The organism is Streptomyces sp. NPDC056161 (assembly GCF_042268025.1).
Classification (GTDB): Bacteria; Actinomycetota; Actinomycetes; order Streptomycetales; family Streptomycetaceae; genus Streptomyces.
The window spans coordinates 41,476-62,862 of record NZ_JBHJUV010000003.1 but is presented as its reverse complement, the minus strand read 5'-3'; the positions used below and the strand labels follow the sequence as shown (position 1 = coordinate 62,862).

Annotated in this window: 18 protein-coding genes; 12 read left to right on the top strand and 6 right to left on the bottom strand. The window is 72.1% G+C overall.

Annotated elements, in window-relative coordinates; translation table 11 throughout:
• Positions 1 to 4: 4 nt before the first annotated feature.
• The 10 genes from ACFC09_RS03955 (at position 5) to ACFC09_RS03910 (ending at position 10,882) form a co-directional block, all read left to right on the top strand.
• Positions 5 to 2,257: a CDP-glycerol glycerophosphotransferase family protein gene (locus tag ACFC09_RS03955; RefSeq protein ID WP_376523746.1), complete on the top strand. Its 2,253-nt coding sequence runs from the start codon at positions 5 to 7 to the stop codon at positions 2,255 to 2,257.
• Positions 2,254 to 3,582, top strand: a complete 1,329-nt coding sequence (locus tag ACFC09_RS03950; protein WP_376523745.1) for a hypothetical protein — start codon at positions 2,254 to 2,256, stop codon at positions 3,580 to 3,582. The genes ACFC09_RS03955 and ACFC09_RS03950 overlap by 4 nt, the downstream gene beginning before the upstream one ends.
• A gap of 319 nt (positions 3,583 to 3,901) precedes the next feature.
• A complete protein-coding gene (locus tag ACFC09_RS03945) occupies positions 3,902 to 6,712 on the top strand; it encodes a nitrate- and nitrite sensing domain-containing protein (protein WP_376523744.1) in 2,811 nt (936 codons plus the stop codon).
• Complete coding sequence (locus tag ACFC09_RS03940; protein WP_376523742.1) at positions 6,705 to 7,148, top strand: roadblock/LC7 domain-containing protein; 444 nt, start codon at positions 6,705 to 6,707, stop codon at positions 7,146 to 7,148. Before ACFC09_RS03945 ends, ACFC09_RS03940 begins: the two co-directional genes overlap by 8 nt.
• On the top strand, positions 7,145 to 7,513 hold the full coding sequence (locus ACFC09_RS03935; protein WP_376523741.1) for a DUF742 domain-containing protein: 369 nt from the start codon (positions 7,145 to 7,147) through the stop codon (positions 7,511 to 7,513). The genes ACFC09_RS03940 and ACFC09_RS03935 overlap by 4 nt, the downstream gene beginning before the upstream one ends.
• Positions 7,514 to 7,607: 94 nt before the next feature.
• Positions 7,608 to 8,216, top strand: a complete 609-nt coding sequence (locus ACFC09_RS03930) for an ATP/GTP-binding protein (RefSeq protein WP_376524101.1) — start codon at positions 7,608 to 7,610, stop codon at positions 8,214 to 8,216.
• A gap of 232 nt (positions 8,217 to 8,448) precedes the next feature.
• Complete coding sequence (locus ACFC09_RS03925) at positions 8,449 to 8,637, top strand: DUF6087 family protein (RefSeq protein WP_376523739.1); 189 nt, start codon at positions 8,449 to 8,451, stop codon at positions 8,635 to 8,637.
• Positions 8,638 to 8,734: 97 nt separating this feature from the next.
• Positions 8,735 to 9,955, top strand: a complete 1,221-nt coding sequence (locus ACFC09_RS03920) for a helix-turn-helix domain-containing protein (protein ID WP_376523738.1) — start codon at positions 8,735 to 8,737, stop codon at positions 9,953 to 9,955.
• A 155-nt stretch (positions 9,956 to 10,110) separates the two neighbouring features.
• Positions 10,111 to 10,449 carry a hypothetical protein gene (locus ACFC09_RS03915; RefSeq protein WP_376523736.1) on the top strand — a complete coding sequence of 113 codons (339 nt, stop codon included), beginning with the start codon at positions 10,111 to 10,113 and terminating at the stop codon, positions 10,447 to 10,449.
• A 226-nt stretch (positions 10,450 to 10,675) separates the two neighbouring features.
• Positions 10,676 to 10,882 (top strand): hypothetical protein, encoded by a 207-nt coding sequence (locus tag ACFC09_RS03910; RefSeq protein WP_376523734.1) that lies wholly within the window; start codon positions 10,676 to 10,678, stop codon positions 10,880 to 10,882.
• A gap of 266 nt (positions 10,883 to 11,148) precedes the next feature.
• Here ACFC09_RS03910 and ACFC09_RS03905 read toward each other — a convergent pair whose 3' ends face one another.
• From ACFC09_RS03905 to ACFC09_RS03885, 5 genes are all read right to left on the bottom strand, one after another.
• On the bottom strand, positions 11,149 to 12,837 hold the full coding sequence (locus ACFC09_RS03905; RefSeq protein ID WP_376523733.1) for an ABC transporter family substrate-binding protein: 1,689 nt from the start codon (positions 12,835 to 12,837) through the stop codon (positions 11,149 to 11,151).
• Between the two features lie 72 nt (positions 12,838 to 12,909).
• Complete coding sequence (locus ACFC09_RS03900; RefSeq protein WP_376523731.1) at positions 12,910 to 15,045, bottom strand: dipeptide ABC transporter ATP-binding protein; 2,136 nt, start codon at positions 15,043 to 15,045, stop codon at positions 12,910 to 12,912.
• Positions 15,042 to 15,974, bottom strand: a complete 933-nt coding sequence (locus tag ACFC09_RS03895; RefSeq protein ID WP_376523730.1) for an ABC transporter permease — start codon at positions 15,972 to 15,974, stop codon at positions 15,042 to 15,044. The genes ACFC09_RS03900 and ACFC09_RS03895 overlap by 4 nt, the downstream gene beginning before the upstream one ends.
• Before the next feature lies 1 nt (position 15,975).
• Positions 15,976 to 16,959 (bottom strand): ABC transporter permease, encoded by a 984-nt coding sequence (locus tag ACFC09_RS03890; protein ID WP_376523728.1) that lies wholly within the window; start codon positions 16,957 to 16,959, stop codon positions 15,976 to 15,978.
• Between the two features lie 351 nt (positions 16,960 to 17,310).
• Positions 17,311 to 17,724: an organic hydroperoxide resistance protein gene (locus ACFC09_RS03885; RefSeq protein WP_376523727.1), complete on the bottom strand. Its 414-nt coding sequence runs from the start codon at positions 17,722 to 17,724 to the stop codon at positions 17,311 to 17,313.
• 131 nt (positions 17,725 to 17,855) lie between these two features.
• Between ACFC09_RS03885 and ACFC09_RS03880 the strand changes: the two genes are divergently transcribed.
• Positions 17,856 to 18,359, top strand: a complete 504-nt coding sequence (locus tag ACFC09_RS03880; protein WP_376523725.1) for a MarR family winged helix-turn-helix transcriptional regulator — start codon at positions 17,856 to 17,858, stop codon at positions 18,357 to 18,359.
• Here ACFC09_RS03880 and ACFC09_RS03875 read toward each other — a convergent pair.
• Positions 18,298 to 20,016: a hypothetical protein gene (locus tag ACFC09_RS03875; protein ID WP_376523723.1), complete on the bottom strand. Its 1,719-nt coding sequence runs from the start codon at positions 20,014 to 20,016 to the stop codon at positions 18,298 to 18,300. The genes ACFC09_RS03880 and ACFC09_RS03875 overlap by 62 nt on opposite strands.
• Before the next feature lie 89 nt (positions 20,017 to 20,105).
• Between ACFC09_RS03875 and ACFC09_RS03870 the strand changes: the two genes are divergently transcribed.
• Positions 20,106 to 21,380, top strand: coding sequence for a glycosyltransferase 87 family protein (locus ACFC09_RS03870; protein ID WP_376523722.1), 1,275 nt, complete (start codon positions 20,106 to 20,108; stop codon positions 21,378 to 21,380).
• Positions 21,381 to 21,387 lie beyond the last annotated feature (7 nt).

Below are 21,387 nucleotides of genomic sequence, written 5' to 3'. Positions count from 1 at the left end.
CGCCGTGCCCCGCTTCAGCGTCATCGTCCCGTGCTACAAGGTGCAGGGCTTTCTGCGCGAATGCCTCGACTCGGTCCTCCAGCAGTCCTTCACCGACATCGAACTGATCGCCGTGGACGACCGCTCGCCGGACGGCTGCGGCGCGATCCTCGACGAGTACGCGGCCCGCGACCCCCGGGTGCGGGTGCTGCACCTGCCCGAGAACGTCGGCCTCGGCCGCGCCCGCAACGCCGGACTGCCGCACGCCACAGGTGACTACCTGCTGTTCCTGGACAGCGACGACACCCTCACCCCGGGAGCGCTGCGCGCCGTCGCCGACCGCCTGGACGAGGCGGACGACCCGGACGTGCTGGTCTTCGACTACGCGCGCACCTACTGGTGGGGCGGCACCCGGCGCAACGTGCTCGCCCAGGTGCTGACCCAGGCGGGCGACGCCGTCTTCACGGCGGCCGAACAGCCGCAGATCCTCGACCTGCTGATGGTGGTGTGGAACAAGGCGTACCGCCGCGCGTACGTGACGGAACACGGCTTCCGCTTCCCGCCCGGCTACTACGAGGACACCCCCTGGACCTTCCCGGTCCTGCTCAGCGCCGGGCGGATCGCGGTGCTCGACCGGATCTGCCTGAACTACCGCCAGCGCCGGCAGGGCAACATCCTGTCCACCACCAGCCGCAAGCACTTCGACATCCACGACCAGTACGAGCGGGTCTTCGGGTACGTCGACGAGCACCCGGGGCTGGCGGACTGGCGGCCGTACCTGCACCGCAAGATGGGCGAGCACTGTCTGGACGTCCTCGCCAAGCCGGACCGGCTGCCACCGGGCGACCGCGCCGAGTTCTTCCGGAACACCGCCGCGCTGTTCGCCCGGCACCGGCCCGCGGACACCCGGGTGACCGGCGAGACCGCCGTGCTGACCGGCCCGTACGCGGCCTATCTGGTGCGGCGGCAGGCGGCGCGGGCGGGCCGGGAGCTGGGGCGGCGCGCGCTCCAGGTCCGGCGGGCGGCGGCCGGGCGCGTCAAGCGCGGCATCCGGGCGGCGCACGCGCGCCGCCCGCTCGATCCGCACCTCGTGCTGTACTCGGCGTCCTCGCACCGGGGGGTGCTCGGCGACCCGGCGGCCGTGTACCGCGCGGCGCGCGAGATCGCCCCGCACCTGCGGGGGGTGTGGGTGGTGCGCGACCCGGAGGCCGCGGCGGCCATGTCGTCCGCGGAGGCCGCCGCGCTCGTCCCGGACGGCGTGGAGCACGTACTGCTCGGCTCCGCCGCCCACCACCGGCTGGCCGCTCGGGCCGGATTCTTCGTCAACAACGTCAACTGGCCGGGCACCCAGCCCAAACGGCCCGGCAGCGTCCACATCCAGACCCACCAGGGCACCCCGCTGGGGTACGCGGGCGTCGACCTGCTGGGCAAGCCCGGCGCCCGGTACGGCTTCGACGTGCCGCAGATGCTGCGCCGGGCCGACCGCTGGGACCACAGCCTGGTCGCCAACCGCCACTCCGAGCTGGTGTGGGAGCGGGCCTACCCGTGCCACTTCGCCTCGGCACGCACCGGCAGCCCGCGCAACGACGTCCTGGTCCGGGCGGCGCTCGACGGCTCCGACGCCGGGGCCGAGTTCCGCCGGCGGCACGGCATCCCGGACGGTCACCTGGTGGTGCTGTACGCGCCGACCCGCCGCGCCTACCGCAGGGGCGGCCATGTCGACCGGGTGGACCTGGCCCGGTTCGCCGCCGACCTGGGCGCGGGGACCACGCTGGTGGTCCGGCTGCACCCCGCCCTGGCGGCCGGTCCCGCGCGCGGTCTCGGCCTCGCGGAACTGCACCGGCGCGGAATCGTGGTGGACGCCACGGACGAGCCGCACGCCGAGGAGGTGCTGCTGGCCGCGGACGCCCTGGTCACCGACTACTCGTCGATCATGTTCGACTACGCCAACCTGGACCGGCCGGTCGTCGTCCACGCGGACGACTGGGCGGTGTACACGGCGAGCCGCGGCGCCTACGTCGACATCACGGCCGAGGCGCCGGGCCATGTCTCCCGCTGCTACGAGGAGTTGGCGGAGCTGTTCGCCTCCGGGCGCTGGCGGGACGAGGAGTCGGCGCGGCTGCGGGCCCGTTTCCGGTCGCGTTTCTGCGAGTTCGACGACGGCCGGGCCGCCGAGCGGGTGGTGCGGACGCTGCTGCTCGGCGAGACCATGCCCGAGCCGGGCGCCGCCCGGGTACCCGGGCAGGACGCCGGCCACGACCTGCTGGCGTCGACGTGAGGCCGCGCGCCTGGGTGCTGCTGCTGGCAGCGGTGTTCGCGCTGCTCCAACTCACCGCCGTCACCGGCCGGGACACCCCCGACTCGCGGAACTACGTGGCGTACGCGCTCGGTCTGGGCGGCGCGGGCAAGCGGGAGGCCGCCGCCACCACGGTCGACTGGGCCTGCGCGGGCCGGGCCTCCCTCGCGCGGCGCGGGCAGAGCGTCGACGTGGTGCGCTTCCACCGGCCCGACCCCGCCGCCCGGGAGTTCGCCGAGTGCCGGTCCGAGGCGCTGAAGGTGGTGGACCGGCGGCTGGCGGCCGGGCAGACGGACGGCCACATCCCGCCGTTCATGAAGCCCCGGCTCAAGCGGATCTTCGAAGTACGGCCCGGCTACCCGGTGTTCCTGCTGCCGTTCGTCACGGCGCTCGGTGTGACCTGGGGCGTGTGGACGGCGAGCGTGCTCGTCACGGTCGCCGCCGGGATCCTCGCCTTCCTGGTCCTGCGCACCCTGTCCGTACCGGTGCCGCTCGCGCTGACCGGTCAGGCGCTGTACTACGTCCTGCCGTGCGGCGCGACCGCCATGCGTCCGATGACCGAGGGTCTGATGCTGGCGCTGACCCTGGCCGCGGTGTGGGGCTGCGCTCTGGCCCTGACCGGTCGGGCCCGCGCGGGCACCGCCCTGACCTGCGGCTGCCTGCTCGCGCTGGTTCCGGTCAAGCACTCCCAGGCGCTGTTCCTCGGGCTGACCCTGGCCGGGGCGGGCACCGCGGTCCTCGTGGCGCGCGGGCGACGCGGGCGGGCACCGGGACGCGGGCGGGCGCCGGGACGCGGGGTGGCGGCAGGGCGCGGGGTGGCGGCAGGGCGCGGGGTGGCGGCGATCGCCGTGGCGGGGTGCTGCGCGGTGCTGGGCACCGTGCTGCTGGCGCGGCTGCTGCACTATCCGGCCGAGTCGGAGAGCCTCCAGGATCTGCTCACCGACCACTTCGCCCGGCCGGACCGGGCCCACCCGTGGTCGGAGTTCCTGCACCTGGAGGGCAACTTCTGGACGGAGTGGGCCCGACGGCAGGTGGGACAGCCGCTGTTCGCCGCGGCGCTGGGCGCGGGGCTGTGGGGCGCGCTGCGCCGTCCCGCGTTCGGCTGCTTCCTGCTGGCGGCGGCGGCCACCGGCTTCCTGACCCAGGCGGCACACCCGGACATCAACATCTTCGGCGAACGGCTGATCGTACTGGCCTGGCTGCTGCCGGTGATCGGGGTGCCGCTGCTGCTGGAACCGGTGGTACGGCGGCCCCTGCCGGTGCCCGCGCAGGGGGTCGGGGGACGGCGGGTGCATTCGGTGGGGTGAGCGAACGGGCGGTGAGCCAGGGGGAATTACCGCCCGTGGAATCACCTGGACACCGGGTGGGGGTCCGGAGCTTCCCACAGGAGATCTCCTGGAGCAGAGCCGTTAACCAAGTTGTCGGGAGTTGTTTATCTCGCAACCGATGCACACGCATAACATGATCACGACGTGGAGATTCCTCCAGGGTGATGTGCCCCTTCCTCCTTGACCTGCACAAGTAGCACACACCCTCTTCTGCCGTGGAGAAAGCGTTCTGCGTCACGGAAGTCATGTATCCGTATGCCGGCAGCCGTGCGCCACCGCGCTATTCGACAGGGCCTCAATGAAACGTCATGGCTGGTCCATCCGCCGCAAATTCACCGCGCTCCTCCTGCTGCCGCTGGTGTCGCTGGCAGCCCTGTGCGGCTACGCCGCCTACTTGTCCCTCGGCAACGCGTTGACCCTCTCGCACGTCGACACCATCGGCAATCACCTCGCCGCCCCCCTCGGACGTACGGTGGTGGCCCTGGAGATCGAACGGCGCGAAGCGGTCGTGGCGGCCTCCGTCGCGCACACGGTCAGCAAGACACCGAGCGGCGTCAGCAAGACACCGGACGGCGGCAGCAAGACACCGGACGGCGGCAGCAAGACGCTGGACGCCGGTCGCGTGGCCACCGACACGGCGGTCGCGGCGTTCCTCAAAGAGGCGCACGACGACGGCGTACGCCGCGCGGAGAGCGACTCCGTGCGCGAGGGCGTGGACCGGGCGGAGAAGTCACTCGCCACCCTGGACGCACTCCGGCGCGGGACCGACGCGGGAACCAGTACGCCGGAGGAGATCCTGGCCGCGTACACGGCCGTCAACGGCGACATCGCCGAGGCGCTGCGGGCCATGACGATCCTGCCGGACCAGGACGCCCAGGACTTCGGGCAGGCCCTCTACACCGAGGTGCCCGCCGGTGACCTGCTCTCCCGGGAGGACGCGCTGATCTCGGCCGCCGCCGCCTCCTCGGGCCGGCTGGACGCCGCCACCTACCGGACCCTGGTGCAGGACATCGGCGCACGCCGGCTGCTGAGCGCCGAGGTGGTCAAGCGGCTGCCCGAGGCCCAGCGCAAGCCGTTCCTCGAACTGGCCGCGCCCGGCGGGCCGATGGCGAAGGTCGGCGCACTGGAGGACAAGATCATCGGCGCGGGTCCGTCCGCCGGACGGCTCCCGTTCACCATCGACCAGTGGCGCTCCGCCTACGACGCGACGGCGAAGGCGAGCAGCACGACCGCCCTCGACGACATCTCGCTGGTGTTCACCCGCACCAGTCCGCCGGCCCGCCGGGCGTTCGCCGAACTGATCGTGGCCGGTGTGCTCGGTCTGTCGTCGCTGATCGTGTCGATCGTGATGTCGGTCCGGATGGCACGCTCCCTCAGCGGTGACATCAACCGGCTGAACACCTCCTCACGCAACCTCACCGAGGACGCGCTGCGGGACGTGGTCGGCCGGCTGCGCCGCGGGGAGACGGTCGACGTGCGCGCCGGCATGACCCGGCCGGTCTTCGTCAACCGGGAGATGGCCGAACTGGGCGCCGCGTTCGACGCGTTGCAGCGGACCGCCGTGGAACTGGCCGAGGAGGACGTGCGACTGCACCAGGGGATCAACCAGCTCTACGTGAACCTCGCGCGGCGCAGCCAGGTACTCCTGCACCGGCAACTGAGCCTGCTGGACGTGATGGAGCGGCACGAGGAGGACGCCAACACGTTGGACCGCCTCTTCGAACTCGACCAGTTGGCCACCCGGATGCGGCGTTACGCGGAGGGTCTGCTCATCGTCTCGGGTGCCACGCCGGGACGGTTCTGGCGCCGGGCGGTGCCCGTGGTGGACGTGGTGCGGGGCGGGATCGCGGAGACCGAGCAGTACGCGCGGGTCGTGGTGCTGCCCGTACCGACCGTGGGCATCCAGGGCCGCGCCGTCGCCGACGTCATCCATCTGCTCGCCGAACTCATCGAGAACGCGCAGGTCTTCTCGCCGTCGGACAGCGAGGTGCGGGTCAGCGTGGGCACCGCGGCCAGCGGCCTGATCGTCGAGATCGACGACCGTGGTCTGGGCATGCCGCCCGAGGAACTGGCCGCGGCGAACGAACAGTTGAACGCCCCGCTGCACGTCTCCGCCCTGGACAGCACCCGGCTCGGCCTGGTCACGGTGGGCCGCCTGGCCCAGCGCCACGGTATCGAGGTGACGCTGCGCCGCTCGCCGTACGGCGGTGTCAACGTGGTGGTCCTCATACCGGACGGCCTGCTGGAATGGGGGCCGGCCGGCGCCGCGGGCCCGGCCGTGTCCGCGGCCGGTGCCGCGGGCCGGCTGCCCGGCGGAGCGCCGGACGAGCAGCCGTCGGCCCTGCTCGCCCCGGGTGCGGCCCCGCCCGCCGCGGTCGGTCCGGCCCCGATCGCCCCGGCCGACCCCGCCCGCGAAGCCCACTTCCAGGACCCCCCGCACAGCACATACGCCCCACACACCCCGCCCACACCCGCATCCACACCCGCTCCGGCCCCTGGCCCCGCTCCCGCCCCGGTCTCCCGGCGTGGCTACGGACCGGACGGACCGGACGGACCGGATCATGTTCCGGGCGGCCAAACACCCGTACGACCCGCGCCCGCACCCGCCCCTCCGCAACCGGGCGCCACGATCGACGGTCTGCCCTGCCGGGTTCCCCAGGCGAGTCTGGCGGGCGAGGCCACCGTGAACGAGCCCGGCGACCGGGGACAGCTCATGGACTGGGGACGCGGCGACCACGAGCGGCGGGTCGGCCCCGGCGCGCCGTCCTTCCCCGGCACCCGGAGCCCGGCGGCACCGGGGCAGCCGGCCGGAGGCCCGGCGGGGCCGGCGGGTCCGCTGCCGCCCGAACACCACCACGCGGCCGTGCCCCCGCGGGCCCAGGCCGACCCTCCGCCGCAGACCCATCCCGCGGCCGAACGCCCCGACCAGGTCCGCATGATGATGTCCGCCTTGCAGGCGGGGGCGGCGCGCGCCCGGTTGGAGCAGTACGCGGCACCCGGCGACCCGGCCGGCCGGCCGCGGGGCGACGCCCTCAGCCACGACGCCCACGCGGCCTTCCCGGCCCACACCCCCGCTCCCACCACCCCCACTCCCAGAAAGCGTGGTTGACATGACCCAGGTCGGCCCATCCGAGACGGGTTCCCACCTCGACTGGCTGCTGAGCGACATGGTGCGCAACGTGCCGGAGATCGGCCATGCGGTCCTGCTGTCCACGGACGGTCTGCTGCTCGGCGCCTCCGACGCCCTCGACCGCGACCAGGCCGAGCGGCTGTCCGCGGTCGCCTCCGGATTCCACAGCCTGGCGAAGGGCGCCGGACGGCACTTCGGCGGCGGCGCCGTGCTCCAGACGATGGTGGAGATGGAGGGCGGCTTCCTGTTCGTGTGCGCGGCGGGCGACAACTCCTGCCTGACCGCGCTGACCCGTCAGGGCGCGGACATCGGCGTCGTCGCCTACGAGATGGCCATGCTGGTCAAACGCCTCGGGTTCCACATGTCGGTCGAATCCCGCGGGGAGCCCTCACCGCTGCCCGGGAACCCGCGTTGACCAGCGCCGAATGGGTGGACGACGCGGCCGGCCCGGTCGTCCGCCCGTACGCCATGGTGCGGGGACGGACCCGTAACGAGGGCTACTGGTTCGATCTGGTGGCCTACGTGGTCGCCACGGTGGCCACCCTCCCGCCGGACGTGGGCATGCAGCCGGAGCACCGGGCGATTCTCGCGCTGTGCCGCACCCCGCGTCCGGTGGGAGAGGTGGCGGCCCGGATGAACCTGCCGGTGGGCGTCGTACGGGTGCTGCTCGGCGACCTCTTCTCGATGCGTGCCATCCGGGTACGCCAGCCCGCCGACCCGGCCGCGCGCCCCAGCGTCCGGTTGATCAGAGAAGTACTCGAAGGACTGCGCGCACTGTGAGAGCGCCCCGCCCGACCACCGCGGCCCGGCGGGAAAGCACACGGTCGGCCCGGCCCCGCCGGAGACCGCACGGAGACGGAAAGGCATGCCCGCAATGTCAGAGACACCGCGGAACGGCACACGCCCCGCGCCGGGAAACGACCTGCCGGAGGCGGCGAAGATCCTGGTGGCAGGCGGCTTCGGGGTGGGGAAGAGCACGCTCGTCTCCACAATCAGCGAGATCGTCCCCTTCCACACCGAGGAGACGCTCACCCACAGTGGCATCGACGTGGACGACCTGTCCGGAGTGGAGCGGAAGGCGACCACCACGGTGGCCCTGGACTTCGGCCGGATCACCATCCACAACCGTCTCGCGCTGTTCCTCTTCGGCACGCCCGGACAGGACCGTTTCTGGTTCATGTGGGACGAGTTGGCCGCCGGTGCGCTCTGCGCGGTCGTCCTGGCCGACACCCGCCGGCTGCCCGACTGCTTCCCGGCGGTCGACTACTTCGAGCGCAGCGGCCTGCCGTTCGTGGTCGCCGTCAACTGCTTCGAGGGCGCCCGCCAGTACCCGGCGGAGACCGTACGCCGGGCACTGACCCTGGGCCCGCACGTACCGGTGCTGCTGTGCGACGCGCGTCGGCGGGCGTCGGTGAAGGACATCCTGATCCGGACCGTCGAACACGTACTCCACCTGGAGACCCAGCCGTCGGCTTACGCCTGAACCGGGCGGGGTGGACCGGCCACTTGGGCCGGGACATGGGCGGACACGGCGCCCGTGCCGCCTCCGCCCGGGACCTCGCCGCCGCGAGGCCGACGGCAGTCGCGGCCTGAGACCATCGAAATCATGGGCAAGCACCGCCGACCCGGGCCACCGAACCAGCCGTCCCAACGCCAGCGCGCACGTCGACCCCCACGATCCGCTCGCAGCGTACGTCAAGAGGCGGCGTGCGCCCATGGACCAATACCGGCGTCACCGCCCGCTTCATGGCGGTGGCGGCCACCTCCACCCCGGCGAAGCGAGGGTCCTGGAAGAGTGGAATGGATTCGCGTACGAACCAGTCGGCACCGCTCCCGACCTCGCTGCGGCGCAGGCATGGCTGCATGATCTCGATCCCGGAGCCGACGCCGACGCCGACACCTGAAGAGCGTTCACGGTCCGGTCGGCCGGGGCCGAAGCGGTGCAACCCCGGGTGATCCAGGCGTACATTGCGAAGTGTCAAGCACGCAATGGGAGTCAGCATGCCCGACCACACCGAGAGGCACGTGGGGACCCGCATTCGCGAGTTCCGCGCCATTCGTGACTTCAGCCTCGCCGAACTGGGACGCCTCGCCCACGTGTCCACCAGTCAGCTCAGCCGAGTCGAGAACGGGGAGCAGCCGGCCAGTCCGTCCGTCCTCGCTTCCGTAGCCCGTGCGCTCGGCGTCACGCTGTCCGTACTGCACGGCCAGCCCTACCTCCACATGCTCCAGAAAGACCAGCTCGACCGGCTGCTCGCACCCATCAGCAGCGCTCTGGACGCGTGGGACATCCCACCGGAAGACGACGCCCCACCGCGGCCTCTCGACGAGGTGGCGGCACGAACGGCGCAGATCGCGAAACTCCGTGCCGCGGGCGAGTTCGGCGACGTCGCCGAAGCCCTGCCGGAACTCATCACCGACACGGCGGTCGCCCTACAGATGCACACCGCTCCCGGCCGGGATCGTGAGCGGGCGCACAACTTGCAGGCAGAGGTGGCGCGTACAACGGCGATCATCGCGTACCGGCTCGGCTTCATGGACCTCGCCCGGCTCGCGCTGGCCCGTATGGCCGTGGCCGCCCCGCAGTCCGGGGACCCCCGGCAGGTTGCCGTCGAGCGGTATGAGCGGGCAATGATCACTCATGCCGAGGCGTCCCGCCCCGACCGGGGTGTGGCGCTGGTGAAGCAGGCTCTTCGCGACCTCGACGACGACGGTGACCCGTCGACCGTGGCGGTACGGGGAACGCTGCTGCTGCGCGCCTCGGCACTGTCCGCCGTACAGCGGGAGCACTCCGCCGCCGCGGACTGGCTGGGTCAGGCGGACGAGCTTGCCGAGACCGCTGCGGCGACCGATGCGGCGGCAGACCCACCCGGCACGCGGTACGCCTTGGCCTTCGGTGACCTCAACGTCGCGTTGGGACGGCTCGATGTGGCCATGAACCGGGACGACCACGAGGAGGCACTGCGCGTCGCCTCCGAAGTGCGTCTGCCGGACTCCTATCAGCCGACCCGCGTAGCGGGATTCCTGATCCGTAAGGCCAGTGCGGAAGCGTGGACGGCACACCACGATGATGCTCTGGAGTCCCTGGAGAAGGCGCGCCTGAGTGCCCCGCAGCTCACGCGCTACCACCCGGAGGTGCACGTGACCGTCGGAACCCTGCTGCGAGCACGCAGGCGCGCACCCGACCCGCTGCGCGAGTTCGCCCAATGGAGCGGCGTGTAACGCATCGATCACACTGAGTCAAGAGCTGTGCCGTCCCTACCTTAGGGACGGCACAGCTCTTTTCTGTCGGCACTCTGAGAGTGAGCACAGGAGACCCCCGCGACCGTGCAACCGGCCCGGGGGCGTGGCCACCAGCTTCCAAGGAGCTGACGACAGTGAGCATTATCCATACTTTCGCGCTGCGGGTCCTGGGCGTGTTCGCGCCCGGCACCGGCAGGCGCCGTGCGGGTGCGCGCCCCGCGCGCTGGGCCGGGACGTCCCGTGCGGACGCGCCATGGCCCCCGGCACATCGGTCGCCGTACGGACTTGAGGCTCCGTTACGCGGCGAGCAGACTGCCCTGGTCCGGCCGTACGTCTCTCTCGCCGAGCGGCACCAGGAGCCGCTGCACCAGCAGGCGCAGCAGCGTCGCCGCCGGGTCGCGATGGCCCTCGCGGCGGACTCCGGGATCGATCTCGACCGGCATGTGGTCGGCGCCGAGGCGGTGGCCGGATGAGCGAGCCCTCGCCGACGGACCCGCACGGGACGCGCACACCGGAACGGATGTGCGTGCGCTGCGGCGTGATCACCGAAACGCCGGTCGTGATCTCGGTGGTGCACCAGAACTCCGGGCCGGGCTTCACCTTCTACGCCTGCACAGCGTGCGCGGTGGATCGAGAACGTCGGGAACATCGGGAACGTCGGGAACGTCGGGAACACGGTCGCCGGACAGGGATGGCACCGTGAACGCCGGCACCCCGCCCGAGCCGGGCGCGTCCCGTATGACCATCGGGACGTACCGGGTCGGCCCGGACGGTGAACGCACCGGCCCGACCCGGCGGCACACCTACCAGCCCACCCCCGACCCGGAACGGCTCGTCGACGCACTCGGCTGGCCGCCGTGCCGCTGCTTCCGCTGCCGAAGCGGCCAGGGCCCGCACGACCGGTGACACCGTGACGCAGGCGGCCGGTGAACGACCTCCAGGCAGTAGCCGTCACCGGCCGCGCTCGGGAGCCGGCCTGTTGCCCTGGCCCCCGGTTCTCCGGTTCAGAAGGCCGCCCTGCGGTCCTCGCTGCGTGGGTCGGTCACCTGGTGCCCGGCGTGGCGGCCCGTGCGTACGTCACGGCATGCGGGCACACGCCCGGCCGGCGGCCCCGTTGCCGGTGGTTCCGGGGCCGCCGGCCGCCTCGCTTCCCGCCCGGTGCGAAACGGCGGTTACTTCTGCCAGCCGACGGTCTCCGGCAGGGGGGTGCCGAAGATGGTGGCGCCGACGTTGGCCAGGCCGTCCTTGACGCCGTAGATGGACGGGCCGCTGAACAGCGGCAGGAAGGCGTACTGCGCCAGTTCCTTGCGCTCGATGGCGTTGGCCTCGGCGGTCTGCTTGTCGGGGTCGGAGATCTGGGCCGCCGCGTGGATCTCCTTGTCCAGCTCGGGAGTTCCGGCACCGGTGAGGTTGGAGTCGCTGTCCGTGCCGTAGAACTGGTTCAGGTAGCGGGCGCCGAAGGGGTCCATGGAGCGGTTTCCGGACAGGAAGAGGTCGAAGTCCCGCTCGCTGAGGATCTTGGCGAAGTCCGCCTCGTCGGCCTTCTTGATGTCGACCTGGATGCCGACCGGCTTGAGCATCGCGGCGAAGGCGTTGGCCGTGGCCTTGTTCAGCGGGTCGTCGCCGAGGAGGGTGTACCTCACCGTGAGCTTCGTACCGTTCTTCTCCCGGATGCCGTCACCGCCGGTCTTCCAGCCGGCGGCGTCCAGGATCTTCTTCGCGTCGTCGGGCGCGTGCTTGATCACCGACGAGACGTTGTCCGAGTAGCCCTTCTGGAAGCTGTAGAGCAGGGCGGACCCGGGAAGCGGCTCGGAGTAGTCCAGGCCCTGGAACTGGATCTTGGCGATCTGCTCCCGGTCGACGCTCTCCAGCAGTGCCTCGCGTACCTGGGGGTCCTTGAGGACGGTCGACTTCGTGTTGACGTACAGCGAGTACTCGAAGGGGCTGCCGCCGCTGCGGACCTCGGTGCCCTTGACGCCGCTGATCTGCTTCAGGTCCTCGGCGCTGCCGGTGGCGGCGTAGTCGATCTGGCCGTTCTTGAAGGCGTTGATCGCGGCGGCCGAGTCCAGGTTGACGTAGATCCGCTTGTCCAGCTTGCCCTTCTTGCCCCACCACTTCGGGTTGCGGACGAAGGTGACGTTGCCGGTCTTGGTGTCGAACGTCCCGACGGTGTACGGACCGGCGCCCCACTCGGGGTGGGCCTTCTTCACGTAGGCGTCGTTGTAGGCGTCGACAGCGGCGGCCTTCGGGTTCAGGAACGTCGTGAACAGGCTCGACCACCAGGGATCGACGCCCTTGAAGTCGATGACGGCCTGCTTGTCGTCGGCGCCGCGGGTCACCGAGGTGATGTTGCTGTACCCCTCGGTGCTGCTCGCGTTGTAGTCCTTGTTCTTGCCGTTGTTGGTCTGCCAGGTCGCCTTGACGGCCGTCCAGTCGATCGGGGTGCCGTCGTTGTAGGTGGCCTTCGGGTTGATGGTGAGGACCACCCGCTGGTTGCCGCCGGTGTCGGTGACCTTGACGTCGCTGAGGTAGTCCGGGTTGTACTGCACCTCACCGGTGGGGGAATAGGTGATGACGTCCGGGTTGTACCAGAACCAGATGCGGGAGGCGGTGAGGGTGGCGTTGGCGTTGAACGGGTTGCCCTGGTCGTCGAAGGTTCCGGCGGTGGTGTAGGTGCCGCCGTCCTTGATGTCGTCGTAGGGCTGGGGGTTGTAGTCGGTCTTCGCCGAGGCCGCGGCCGGCGTCGCGCCCTTGCCGCTCGTTCCGCCGCCCGACGAGCCGGACCCGGAGGAACCGCAGGCCGTGACGGTGAGGGCCAGGGCCGCGGTGAGCGCGGCGGCAGGGGCAATTCTCGATCCCATGGAGTGGATCCGTTCTTTCGCGGGGTGGGGCGGCGCCGTACGGTGCGGCGTCGGTGAGGCAGGAGCCCGCGGTCAGCGGGCGTGGCAGGCGTGGTGGTGGCCGGAGCCGGGTGCCGCCGGGCCGAGGACGGGGCGTTCGGTGCGACAGCGCTGTCGCAGCCCGTCGTCGAGCAGCCGGTACAGCGGACAGCGGTCGACGAAGACGCAGCCCTGCGGCAGGCGCGCCGCACTCGGCTGTTCGCCCTCCAGCACGATGTGCTCCCGGGAGCGCTCAAGCCTCGGGTCGGGCACCGGGATGGCCGAGAGCAGGGCTTCGGTGTACGGATGCCTCGGGTCCGTGAAGAGGTCTTCGGTGGCGCCGGTCTCGACGACGTGGCCGAGGTACATGACCGCGATCCGGTCGGACACGTGCCGCATCACCGCGAGGTCGTGCGCGACGATCAGATAGGCCAGGCCCAGTTCACGCTGGAGCTTCTTGAGCACGTTGACGACGCCGGCCTGTACGGAGACGTCCAGCGCGGACACGGGCTCGTCCAGGACCACGATCCGCGGCCCGGTCGCCAGTGCCCGAGCGATACCGACCCGCTGGCGCTGACCGCCGGAGAGCGCCGCCGGGAAACGGTCCGCCACCGACGCGTCCAGTCCGACCAGGTCCAGGAGTTCGGCCACCCGCGCCCTGATCTCCGGCCGGTCGCTGCCGATCGCCCGCAGCGGCTCGGCGAGCAGGTGGAAGACCGGCAGCCGCGGGTCGAGGGAGCCCATGGGGTCCTGCATGACGATCTGCACCGCGCGACGCAGCTCCCGTGCCCGCTCGGGAGAGCCCGGCGCGGCCACGTCCGTGCCCGCGACCTCGATCCGGCCGGACTCGGGCTCCTTGAGCCGCATGATCTCCAGCAGCGTCGTGGTCTTCCCGCTGCCGGACTCGCCCACCAGGCCGAGGGTCTGGCCGGCCCGCAGTTCGAAGCCGACGTCGCTGACCGCGTGCAGCGTGCCGACCCGGCGCTTGAGGAACGCTCCCCGGGTGAGCGGGAACGACTTGGCCAGGCCGGAGACCCGGAGCACCACCTCGCCGGGTGCGCCGGTGTCGCGGCTGCGCTCCTCGGCGGGCGCGGCGGCAGGGACGAGAGGGTCGGCGGGGCAGGAAGCGTCCGCCGCAGCCGGGAAGATCGAGTCCGCGGCCAGCCGGCCGTCGGCGATCTCGGCGGCGCGCAGGCAGGCGACCTGCCCGTGCCCGGGGACCGGGGCCAGTGCCGGTTCCCGCGTGCGGCAGCGGTCGACGACGGCGGGGCAGCGGTCCGCGAAGGGGCACCCCGGCGGGAGTCCGACCAGCGTCGGGGGCTCGCCCCCGATCGGCACCAGCGGCCGGTCCGCGCGTGCGTCGGGCCGGGGCACGGCGCCCAGCAGCCCGATCGTGTAGGGCATGGCCGGGTGCTCGAACAGCTCGTGCACGCCCGCCTGTTCCACGATCCGGCCCGCGTACATGACGGCGACGTCGTCGGCGTACCCGGCGACCACCCCCAGGTCATGGGTGATGAGCACGACGCCCGCGCCGGTCTCGGCCTGCGCGGTCCGCAGTACGTCCAGGATCTGCGCCTGCACGGTCACGTCGAGGGCGGTCGTGGGCTCGTCGGCGACGATGACCTTCGGCGAGTTCGCCATCGCCAGGGCGATCACGACGCGCTGGCGCATGCCCCCGGAGAACTCGTGCGGGAACGAGCGTGCGCTGCGGGGCGGTTCGGGGATGCCGACCAGGTCCAGCAGTTCGAGCGCGCGGTTCCGGGCGGCCTGCTTCGTCAGGTCCTGGTGCACCCGCAGCGCGTCGGACAGCAGCCTGCCGACCGAGAAGATCGGGGTGAGCGCGGACAGCGGGTCCTGGAAGACCATGCCGATGTCGTTGCCGCGCACCGCGGACAGCTGTCGGTCGTTCAGCCCGACCAGGTCCCGGCCGCCCAGCAGTACCCGGCCCGACACCCGGGCGGCGTCCGGCAGCAGTCCCATGACGCCCATCGCGGTCGCGGACTTGCCCGACCCCGATTCGCCGACGATGCCGAGTGTCCGTCCGGGCAGGACGTCGAAGCTCACCCCGCGCACGGCTCGGACCAGACCGGCCTCGGAGGGGAAGGAGACGGTCAGGTCCCGCACCGACAGCACCGGAGCGGGAGCCGTCGGTGCCGCCGCCGGGTGTGTCCCCGTGGCGGTGGACGTCATCGCCGGCCTCCCAGGGCCGCGGTGGTCGACGTCGGGTCGAACGCGTCGCGCAGTCCGTCGCCGATGAGCGTCATCGACACCGTCAGCAGCACCACCAGCCCGGCCGGGAAGCCGAACAGCCACGGGGCGCTGGTGATGGTGCCGGTTCCGTCGGCGAGCATGGTGCCCAGCGACACGTCCGGCGTCTGCACCCCGAAGCCGAGGAAGGACAGGGCTGTTTCGCTGAGCACGGTGGCGACGACTCCGAGGGTCAGGTTGACGATGAGCAGGGACCCGAGGTTGGGGATGATGTGCCGCAGGACGATCCGCCACGGCCGTACGCCCATGAACTCGGCGGCCCGCACGTAGTCCCGTTCGCGCAGGGAGGTGGAGACCGCCCAGATGACCCGTGCCGTCGACATCCAGCCGAACACGGTCAGCACCAGGACGAGCACCCGCCAGTCGCCGGCGAGGCGGTGCGAGACCAGGGCCAGGATCAGGAACGACGGCACGACGAGCAGGAAATGGATGACCGTCAGGGTCAGCTTCTCCACCCGGCCGCCGAAGTAGGCGGCGCCCGCGCCGATCACGGCGGCGAGCACGATCGTCAGCACCGAGACGGTGACCGCGATCACCAGGGAGCGCTGGAGGCCGTGCACGGCCTCGGCGTAGACATCGTTGCCACCCTGGTTGGTGCCGAAGTAGTGCGTCGCGCCGGGCGGCTGGGTGAGCGCAGTGAAGTCGGTGTCGGTGTACGCGTAGTGCGTGAACAGACCGCCGAACACGGTGAACAGGACCAGGAGCACGAAGATCGCCACTCCGATCAGGGCCCCGCGGTTGCGGGCGAACCGTCGCAGGTAGAGCCGGCCGCTGCCGAGCCGGGGCGCGGGAGGGCCGTTCGTGGCGCCGGGAGCGGGCGGTTCGGGCCGGGGGGTCACCGTCATCGCCATGTCAGCTCACCCGCACCCGGGGGTCGAGGAGGACGACGGCGATGTCGGCCAGGACCGCGCCGATCGCGGTCATGGCCGCGCCGAAGGCGGCTACGGCGACGGCACCGTGCACGTCGTTCTTGCTGATCGTCTGGATGAAGTACTGGCCCATGCCGTTCCAGCCGAAAACGGTCTCGGTGATCACCGCACCCGTGAAGATCGCCGGGATGCTGAAGGCCACCGATGTGGCTGTGGGGATCAGCGAGACACGCAGCGCGTGTCGGCGGATCGCCTGCGCGCGCGTCAGTCCGGTGGCGCGTGCGGTGCGTACGAAGTCCGAGTTGATGTTGTCCAGGAGCAGCGAACGCTGGGTCAGGTGGTAGCCGACATAGCCCAGCAGGGTCAGGCTCAGCGTCGGCAGGATGAGGTGCTGCAACCGGTCCGCGACCGTCGGCCACAGCCCGGTGACGGTCGGCGACTTCTCCCCGGCGACGTACAGGAAACGCCATCCGAGGTGCTGGTTCAGCCAGATCCCGGCGAAGACGACCGCCAGCGCGGCGACGGCCGCCGGTACGTTGAACAGGAACACCGAGACGAGCTGGGTGATCCGGTCCCACCAGCCGTACTGCCGGGAAGCGGTGAACACGCTCAGCGCGACACCCGCCACCACGGACAGCAGCGTGGCCGCGGTGACCAACTGGCCGCTGACCAGGACCCGGAAACCCATCTCCGAGTCGACCGACACCCCGACCGGGGACTTTCCCCAGTCGAAGTGCAGGACCACGTCGCTGAACCAGTGCCACCACCGGTCCGCCAGCGGCACCCGCGGATCCAGGTTGTACGGCGCGAGGGCGCGGTCGATCTGCTCCTGGGTGCGGACCGGGCGCAGTCCCTGGTAGTTGGACCGCGGGTCGAGGAACCACGAGGCCAGCACGTAGGTCACATTGGTGGCGACCACGATCATCGCCAGCCACCCCACGGCCTTGCGTGTCACATGGCGGAGCACGGGCCCGCCTTCCCGCGGGAGCGGGATGCGACGGCGGTTGCCGCGCGGCGGGTCGGCGGGTGTGCACCGGATCTGGACATCGTCGAACTGCTTTCTGACAGGCGGGAGTGCGCGCGCCTGTTGAGGCAGTGGTGCACTCGTTCCAAGGCCCCGTTGCTTTCCGTGGAGAAATTCGGGGCCGAGGAACGATTTTTAGGCCATAGTCGTTTTCACGCCAGCTTTCCAAGGCTCCTGCCATGTGATCGCAATGCCGGCGACACAAATGGCGGGATGCCGAGCCGATTGACGCCTGTCCGGATAACGCCCAGTGACGGCCGCTTCACCGAACCCGGACAGGCGCCACCCCGTCGGTCACTCGACGACGAGCTCCACCGGCACGTTCCCCCGGGTGGCGTTGGAGTACGGGCAGACCTGGTGGGCCTGTTCGACGAGCGTGCGGCCGGTCTCCGCGTCCACGGTGTCGGGCAGTTCGACGCGCAGGGTCACCTTCAGGGCGAAGCCCTCGCCCTGCTTGCCGATGCCGACCTCGGCGGTCACCGCGGCGTCGCTGACGTCCACCTTGGCCTGGCGGCCGACGGCGCCGAGGGCGCTGCCGAAACAGGCGGCGTACCCGGCGGCGAACAGCTGCTCCGGGTTGGTGCCCTGGCCGTTGCCGCCCATCTCCACCGGGAAGGCCAGGGGCAGGTCGATCCGGCCGTCGGAGGAGACGGCGCGGCCCTCACGGCCGTGGGTTGCGGTGGCGACGGCGGTGTAGAGCGCGTCCATGGAAGACCATCCCTCTCGAAGTGACGTTCGTGTGTTCCGGCGACTCCTGTCCGGCCGCCCTCACGACCACAAGTAGAGCACACGATTCAATTGCGCACAACTAAATGGCCCACTGGGGCTATCCTGGTGTCATGACCGCCATCGACACCCCCGCCACCGGGGCCGACGAGGCGGACTGGCTCCGGCTGGACCGCCAGATCTGCTTCTCCCTGCACGCCGCGTCCCGCGCCTTCAACGGCGTCTACCGGGTGGTCCTGAAGGACCTCGGGCTCACCTACCCGCAGTACCTGGTGATGCTGGTGCTGTGGGAACACGGCGACCTGCCCGTCAAAAGGCTGGGCGAACTGCTGCGGCTCGACTCCGGCACGCTGTCCCCCCTGGTCAAGCGGCTGGAGGGGGCCGGTCTGGTCCGGCGCGAGCGCAGCACGCGCGACGAGCGGTCGGTCCAGGTGCGGCTGACCGAGGGGGGCACCGCGCTGCGCGAACAGGCGTTCCGGGTACCGCGCCGCATCGGCGCCGCCACCGGCTTCGACCTCGCCGAGATCGACGAACTGCGCGCGCGCCTGGACCGGCTCACCAGCGCACTGGACGCCGCGGCGGCGACGATGTCGCGGGAGCGGCCCGAGGAGCAGTAGCGACACGAGGAGCAGTAGCGACACGAGGAGCAGCGGCGACCGGAGGCCCGGTGGCGATCGGAGACCCGGTAGCAACCGGAGACCCCGTGGCAACCGGAGACCCGGTGGCGCGCGTGCGGCGGACGTACAGCCGCAGCAGCACCCGCTTGCCCGCCGACTGCTCGCGCAGCGCGAACTGGTCGTTGACGACGGCGAGTTTGAGCCGGTCGACGGGATTGCGCGGGGAGCCGGGCGACTCCACGACCCGCCGGTCGGCGACCACCCACACCCGGTCGAGCGCGGCGAGCCGGTGCCGCAGGACCCGCGGGTCCACCTCCGTGCCGTAGAGCGTGCCCGACACCGGCGCCCCCGCCGCCAGCGCCACGTCCCGCATCCCGCGGAACCCGGCCGGATACGCCAGCGCGGTGGCGCGGGCGGGTCCCGGCAGGAACAACACGGCGTCCCCGGGGCGCAGTTCGCGGGCGGCCACGCGCGAGACGGCGGCCAGGTTGTCGGGGCGGTGGTCCGGCGAGCGGTCCGCGCGCAGCAGCGGGAGCTGGTGGACGAGCGCGGCGGCGACCGCCAGGACACCGGCGGCGGTGAGCAGCGGCGAGCCGGACCGCGCACGCCCCAGCAGCCCGGCGAGCCGGTCCGCCCCGGCGGCCACCAGCAGTGGGAAACCGGCCAGCGCGTACAGCACATAGCGGTCGACGTACAGCGGCGAGAGGCGGGAGACGAGCATCAGCACCGCCGGTGGCAGCACCGCGAGCGGCAGCGCGACCGCCGCGCAGGTCAGCTCGCCGGGCCGGCCCACCGGCCGGGTCAGGCCCAGCACGGCGAGCGCCAGACAGGTCCAGAACACCGCGGGCGCCGGCCCCGCGAACTCGTGCAGCAGGGTGCCGACGCTGTGCAGACCGGGCTCCCGCAACCAGGCGACCTGCGCCGACTGGGCGTGCGAGACGAGCGCCATGGGCAGCACCGCGAGGACGACACCCCCGGCCGCGCAGGCCCAGTGGCGCCACATCCGGCCCGCCACCCGTGCGAGCGCCAGCGTGCCGGCGTGGGCGAGCAGCAGCAGGACCGCGAACTCGTGCAGCAGGCAGGTGACGCCCAGGACCGCGGCGTACGCCCACCAGAGACGGCCAGCCGGCGCCCGCCACCGGAGTTCACCCGAATCGGGGGTTTCGCGGACCGCCCGCACGAGCAGCAGCGTCGCGCCCGCGGCGCCGGCCGCGACCAGGGCGTACGAGCGGCCCTCCTGGGCGTAGTGACCGGCCATCGGCGTCACCGCGTACAGCAGTCCGGCCCACAGCCCGGCGCGCGGCCGCACCAGCCGGGCGCCGAGCGCGGCGACCAGGGCCGCGGTCGCCGCCGCGGCGCACACCGAGGGCAGCCGCAGCAGGACCTCGCCCGGACGGGGGGCGAGGACGACGTGCATGGCCAGGTAGTACAGGCCGTGCACCGCGTCCACGTCGTGCAGCAGCCGCCAGATCTGCGGCACCGAGCGCCGCGCGACCTGGAAGGTGACGGCCTCGTCGCGCCACATGCCGCCGCGGTCGAGCCCCCACAGCCCGAGCGCGAGCATGACAGCCGCGGGGGCGGCCACGACCCCGGCACGCCGGACACGGTTCGACGGCCGGATCAGCAGGCGCCCGATGTTCGCCACGGTGTTCACCACGGTCCCGATCTTTTGCGATTAGCCAACCTTTGCCGGGCATTGACGGCGTATCGGCATGAATACACCATCCGCGCGGCTTACGCTCCCGGATGATGAACCGCCGTCAGTTCCCCCTCCCGCCCCACGCCCCGCCCCACGCCCCGCTCGCCGCCCTCTGGCTGGCCACCCGCGCGCTGATGCTGTGGCTGCTCGCCCACGACGCCGCGCCGCTCCTGGGCCGGGGCGCGGTGGCCCGTGAGGTGTGGCGCCTCTACCAGCACTGGTACGGGCTGCTGTCGCACGGCACCTTCCCGGCCCACGACACGCTGTGGCAGTACCCGCCGGGCGCGGGCGCCGTGCTGCTGTCCCCGGCGCTGCTGCCCGGCCTGACCTACTTCCAGGCGTTCGTGGCCCTGACGCTGGCCGCCGACGCGGTGATCGCGCTGGCGCTGGCCCGCGCGGGCACCCGGCCGGGCCGCAGCCCGCGCGGGGCGTGGCTGTGGACCGGCGGCCTGCCGCTGCTGCTGCACCTCCCGCTGGCCCGGTACGACGTGCAGGTCACCGCCCTCGCCGTGCTCTCCCTGCTGACGCTGTCGCGCTCCACGCGCGCGTGCGGGGTGTTCGCGGCGCTGGGCGCGCTGGTGAAGGTGTGGCCCGCGCTGGCGCTGCTGGGCACCCCGCGGGGGCGGCCGACGCGCTCCGCGTGGCCCTGGGCGGCCGTGACCGGCACGCTGGCCCTGGCGCTGTTCGCGCTCTGGTTCAGCGATCCCCTCTCCTTCCTGCGGCAGCAGAGCGGCCGGGGCGTGCAGATCGAGTCCCTGGGCGGTACAGCGCTCAGCCTGGCCCGGCACGCCGGCTGGCCGGGACGCGTCCACTACCGGTACGGCGCGATGGAGTTCACCGGCCCCTATGTCTCCACGGTCGCCGGCGCCTCCCTCGCGCTCTCGGCCGCCGCCTGCTGCGTCCTGCTGCTGTGGCGCGTGCGGGCCCGGCGCTGGAACGAGGCGACGCCCTTCGACGCCGCCCTGTGCGCCGTCCTGCTGTTCACGGTCACCAGCCGGGTCATCAGCCCGCAGTACCTGATCTGGCTGCTCGGCCTGGCCGCCGTCTGCCTGACCTCGCGCCACACCGCCCAGCGCCCGGTCGCGGCACTGGTGGTGGCGGCGGCCGCGGTCAGCTCCGTGGTCTATCCCACGCTGTACGGCGAGGTCGTCCACTGCACCTGGACCGGCTCCCTGCTGATGGTCCTGCGCAACGGCCTGCTGGTGACCGCCGCCGGGCTCTCCCTCGTCCGGCTGTGGCGCTCCACCCGGCCGCGGCCCGCACGGCAGCACCCGCCCTCGACACCCCGGCCGGCCGCGACGGCGCTCCCCGTAGGGCACTGAGCACACA

What these genes read in the sequence shown, in the direction of transcription:
- ACFC09_RS03925 (WP_376523739.1), top strand. Translation starts at nt 8,449, where the DNA reads ATGGACCAATACCGGCGTCACCGCCCGCTTCATGGCGGTGGCGGCCAC.
- ACFC09_RS03930 (WP_376524101.1), top strand. Translation starts at nt 7,608, where the DNA reads ATGTCAGAGACACCGCGGAACGGCACACGCCCCGCGCCGGGAAACGAC.
- ACFC09_RS03920 (WP_376523738.1), top strand. Translation starts at nt 8,735, where the DNA reads ATGCCCGACCACACCGAGAGGCACGTGGGGACCCGCATTCGCGAGTTC.
- ACFC09_RS03870 (WP_376523722.1), top strand. Translation starts at nt 20,106, where the DNA reads ATGATGAACCGCCGTCAGTTCCCCCTCCCGCCCCACGCCCCGCCCCAC.
- ACFC09_RS03945 (WP_376523744.1), top strand. Translation starts at nt 3,902, where the DNA reads ATGAAACGTCATGGCTGGTCCATCCGCCGCAAATTCACCGCGCTCCTC.
- ACFC09_RS03885 (WP_376523727.1), bottom strand. Translation starts at nt 17,724, where the DNA reads ATGGACGCGCTCTACACCGCCGTCGCCACCGCAACCCACGGCCGTGAG.
- ACFC09_RS03880 (WP_376523725.1), top strand. Translation starts at nt 17,856, where the DNA reads ATGACCGCCATCGACACCCCCGCCACCGGGGCCGACGAGGCGGACTGG.
- ACFC09_RS03905 (WP_376523733.1), bottom strand. Translation starts at nt 12,837, where the DNA reads ATGGGATCGAGAATTGCCCCTGCCGCCGCGCTCACCGCGGCCCTGGCC.
- ACFC09_RS03900 (WP_376523731.1), bottom strand. Translation starts at nt 15,045, where the DNA reads ATGACGTCCACCGCCACGGGGACACACCCGGCGGCGGCACCGACGGCT.
- ACFC09_RS03895 (WP_376523730.1), bottom strand. Translation starts at nt 15,974, where the DNA reads ATGGCGATGACGGTGACCCCCCGGCCCGAACCGCCCGCTCCCGGCGCC.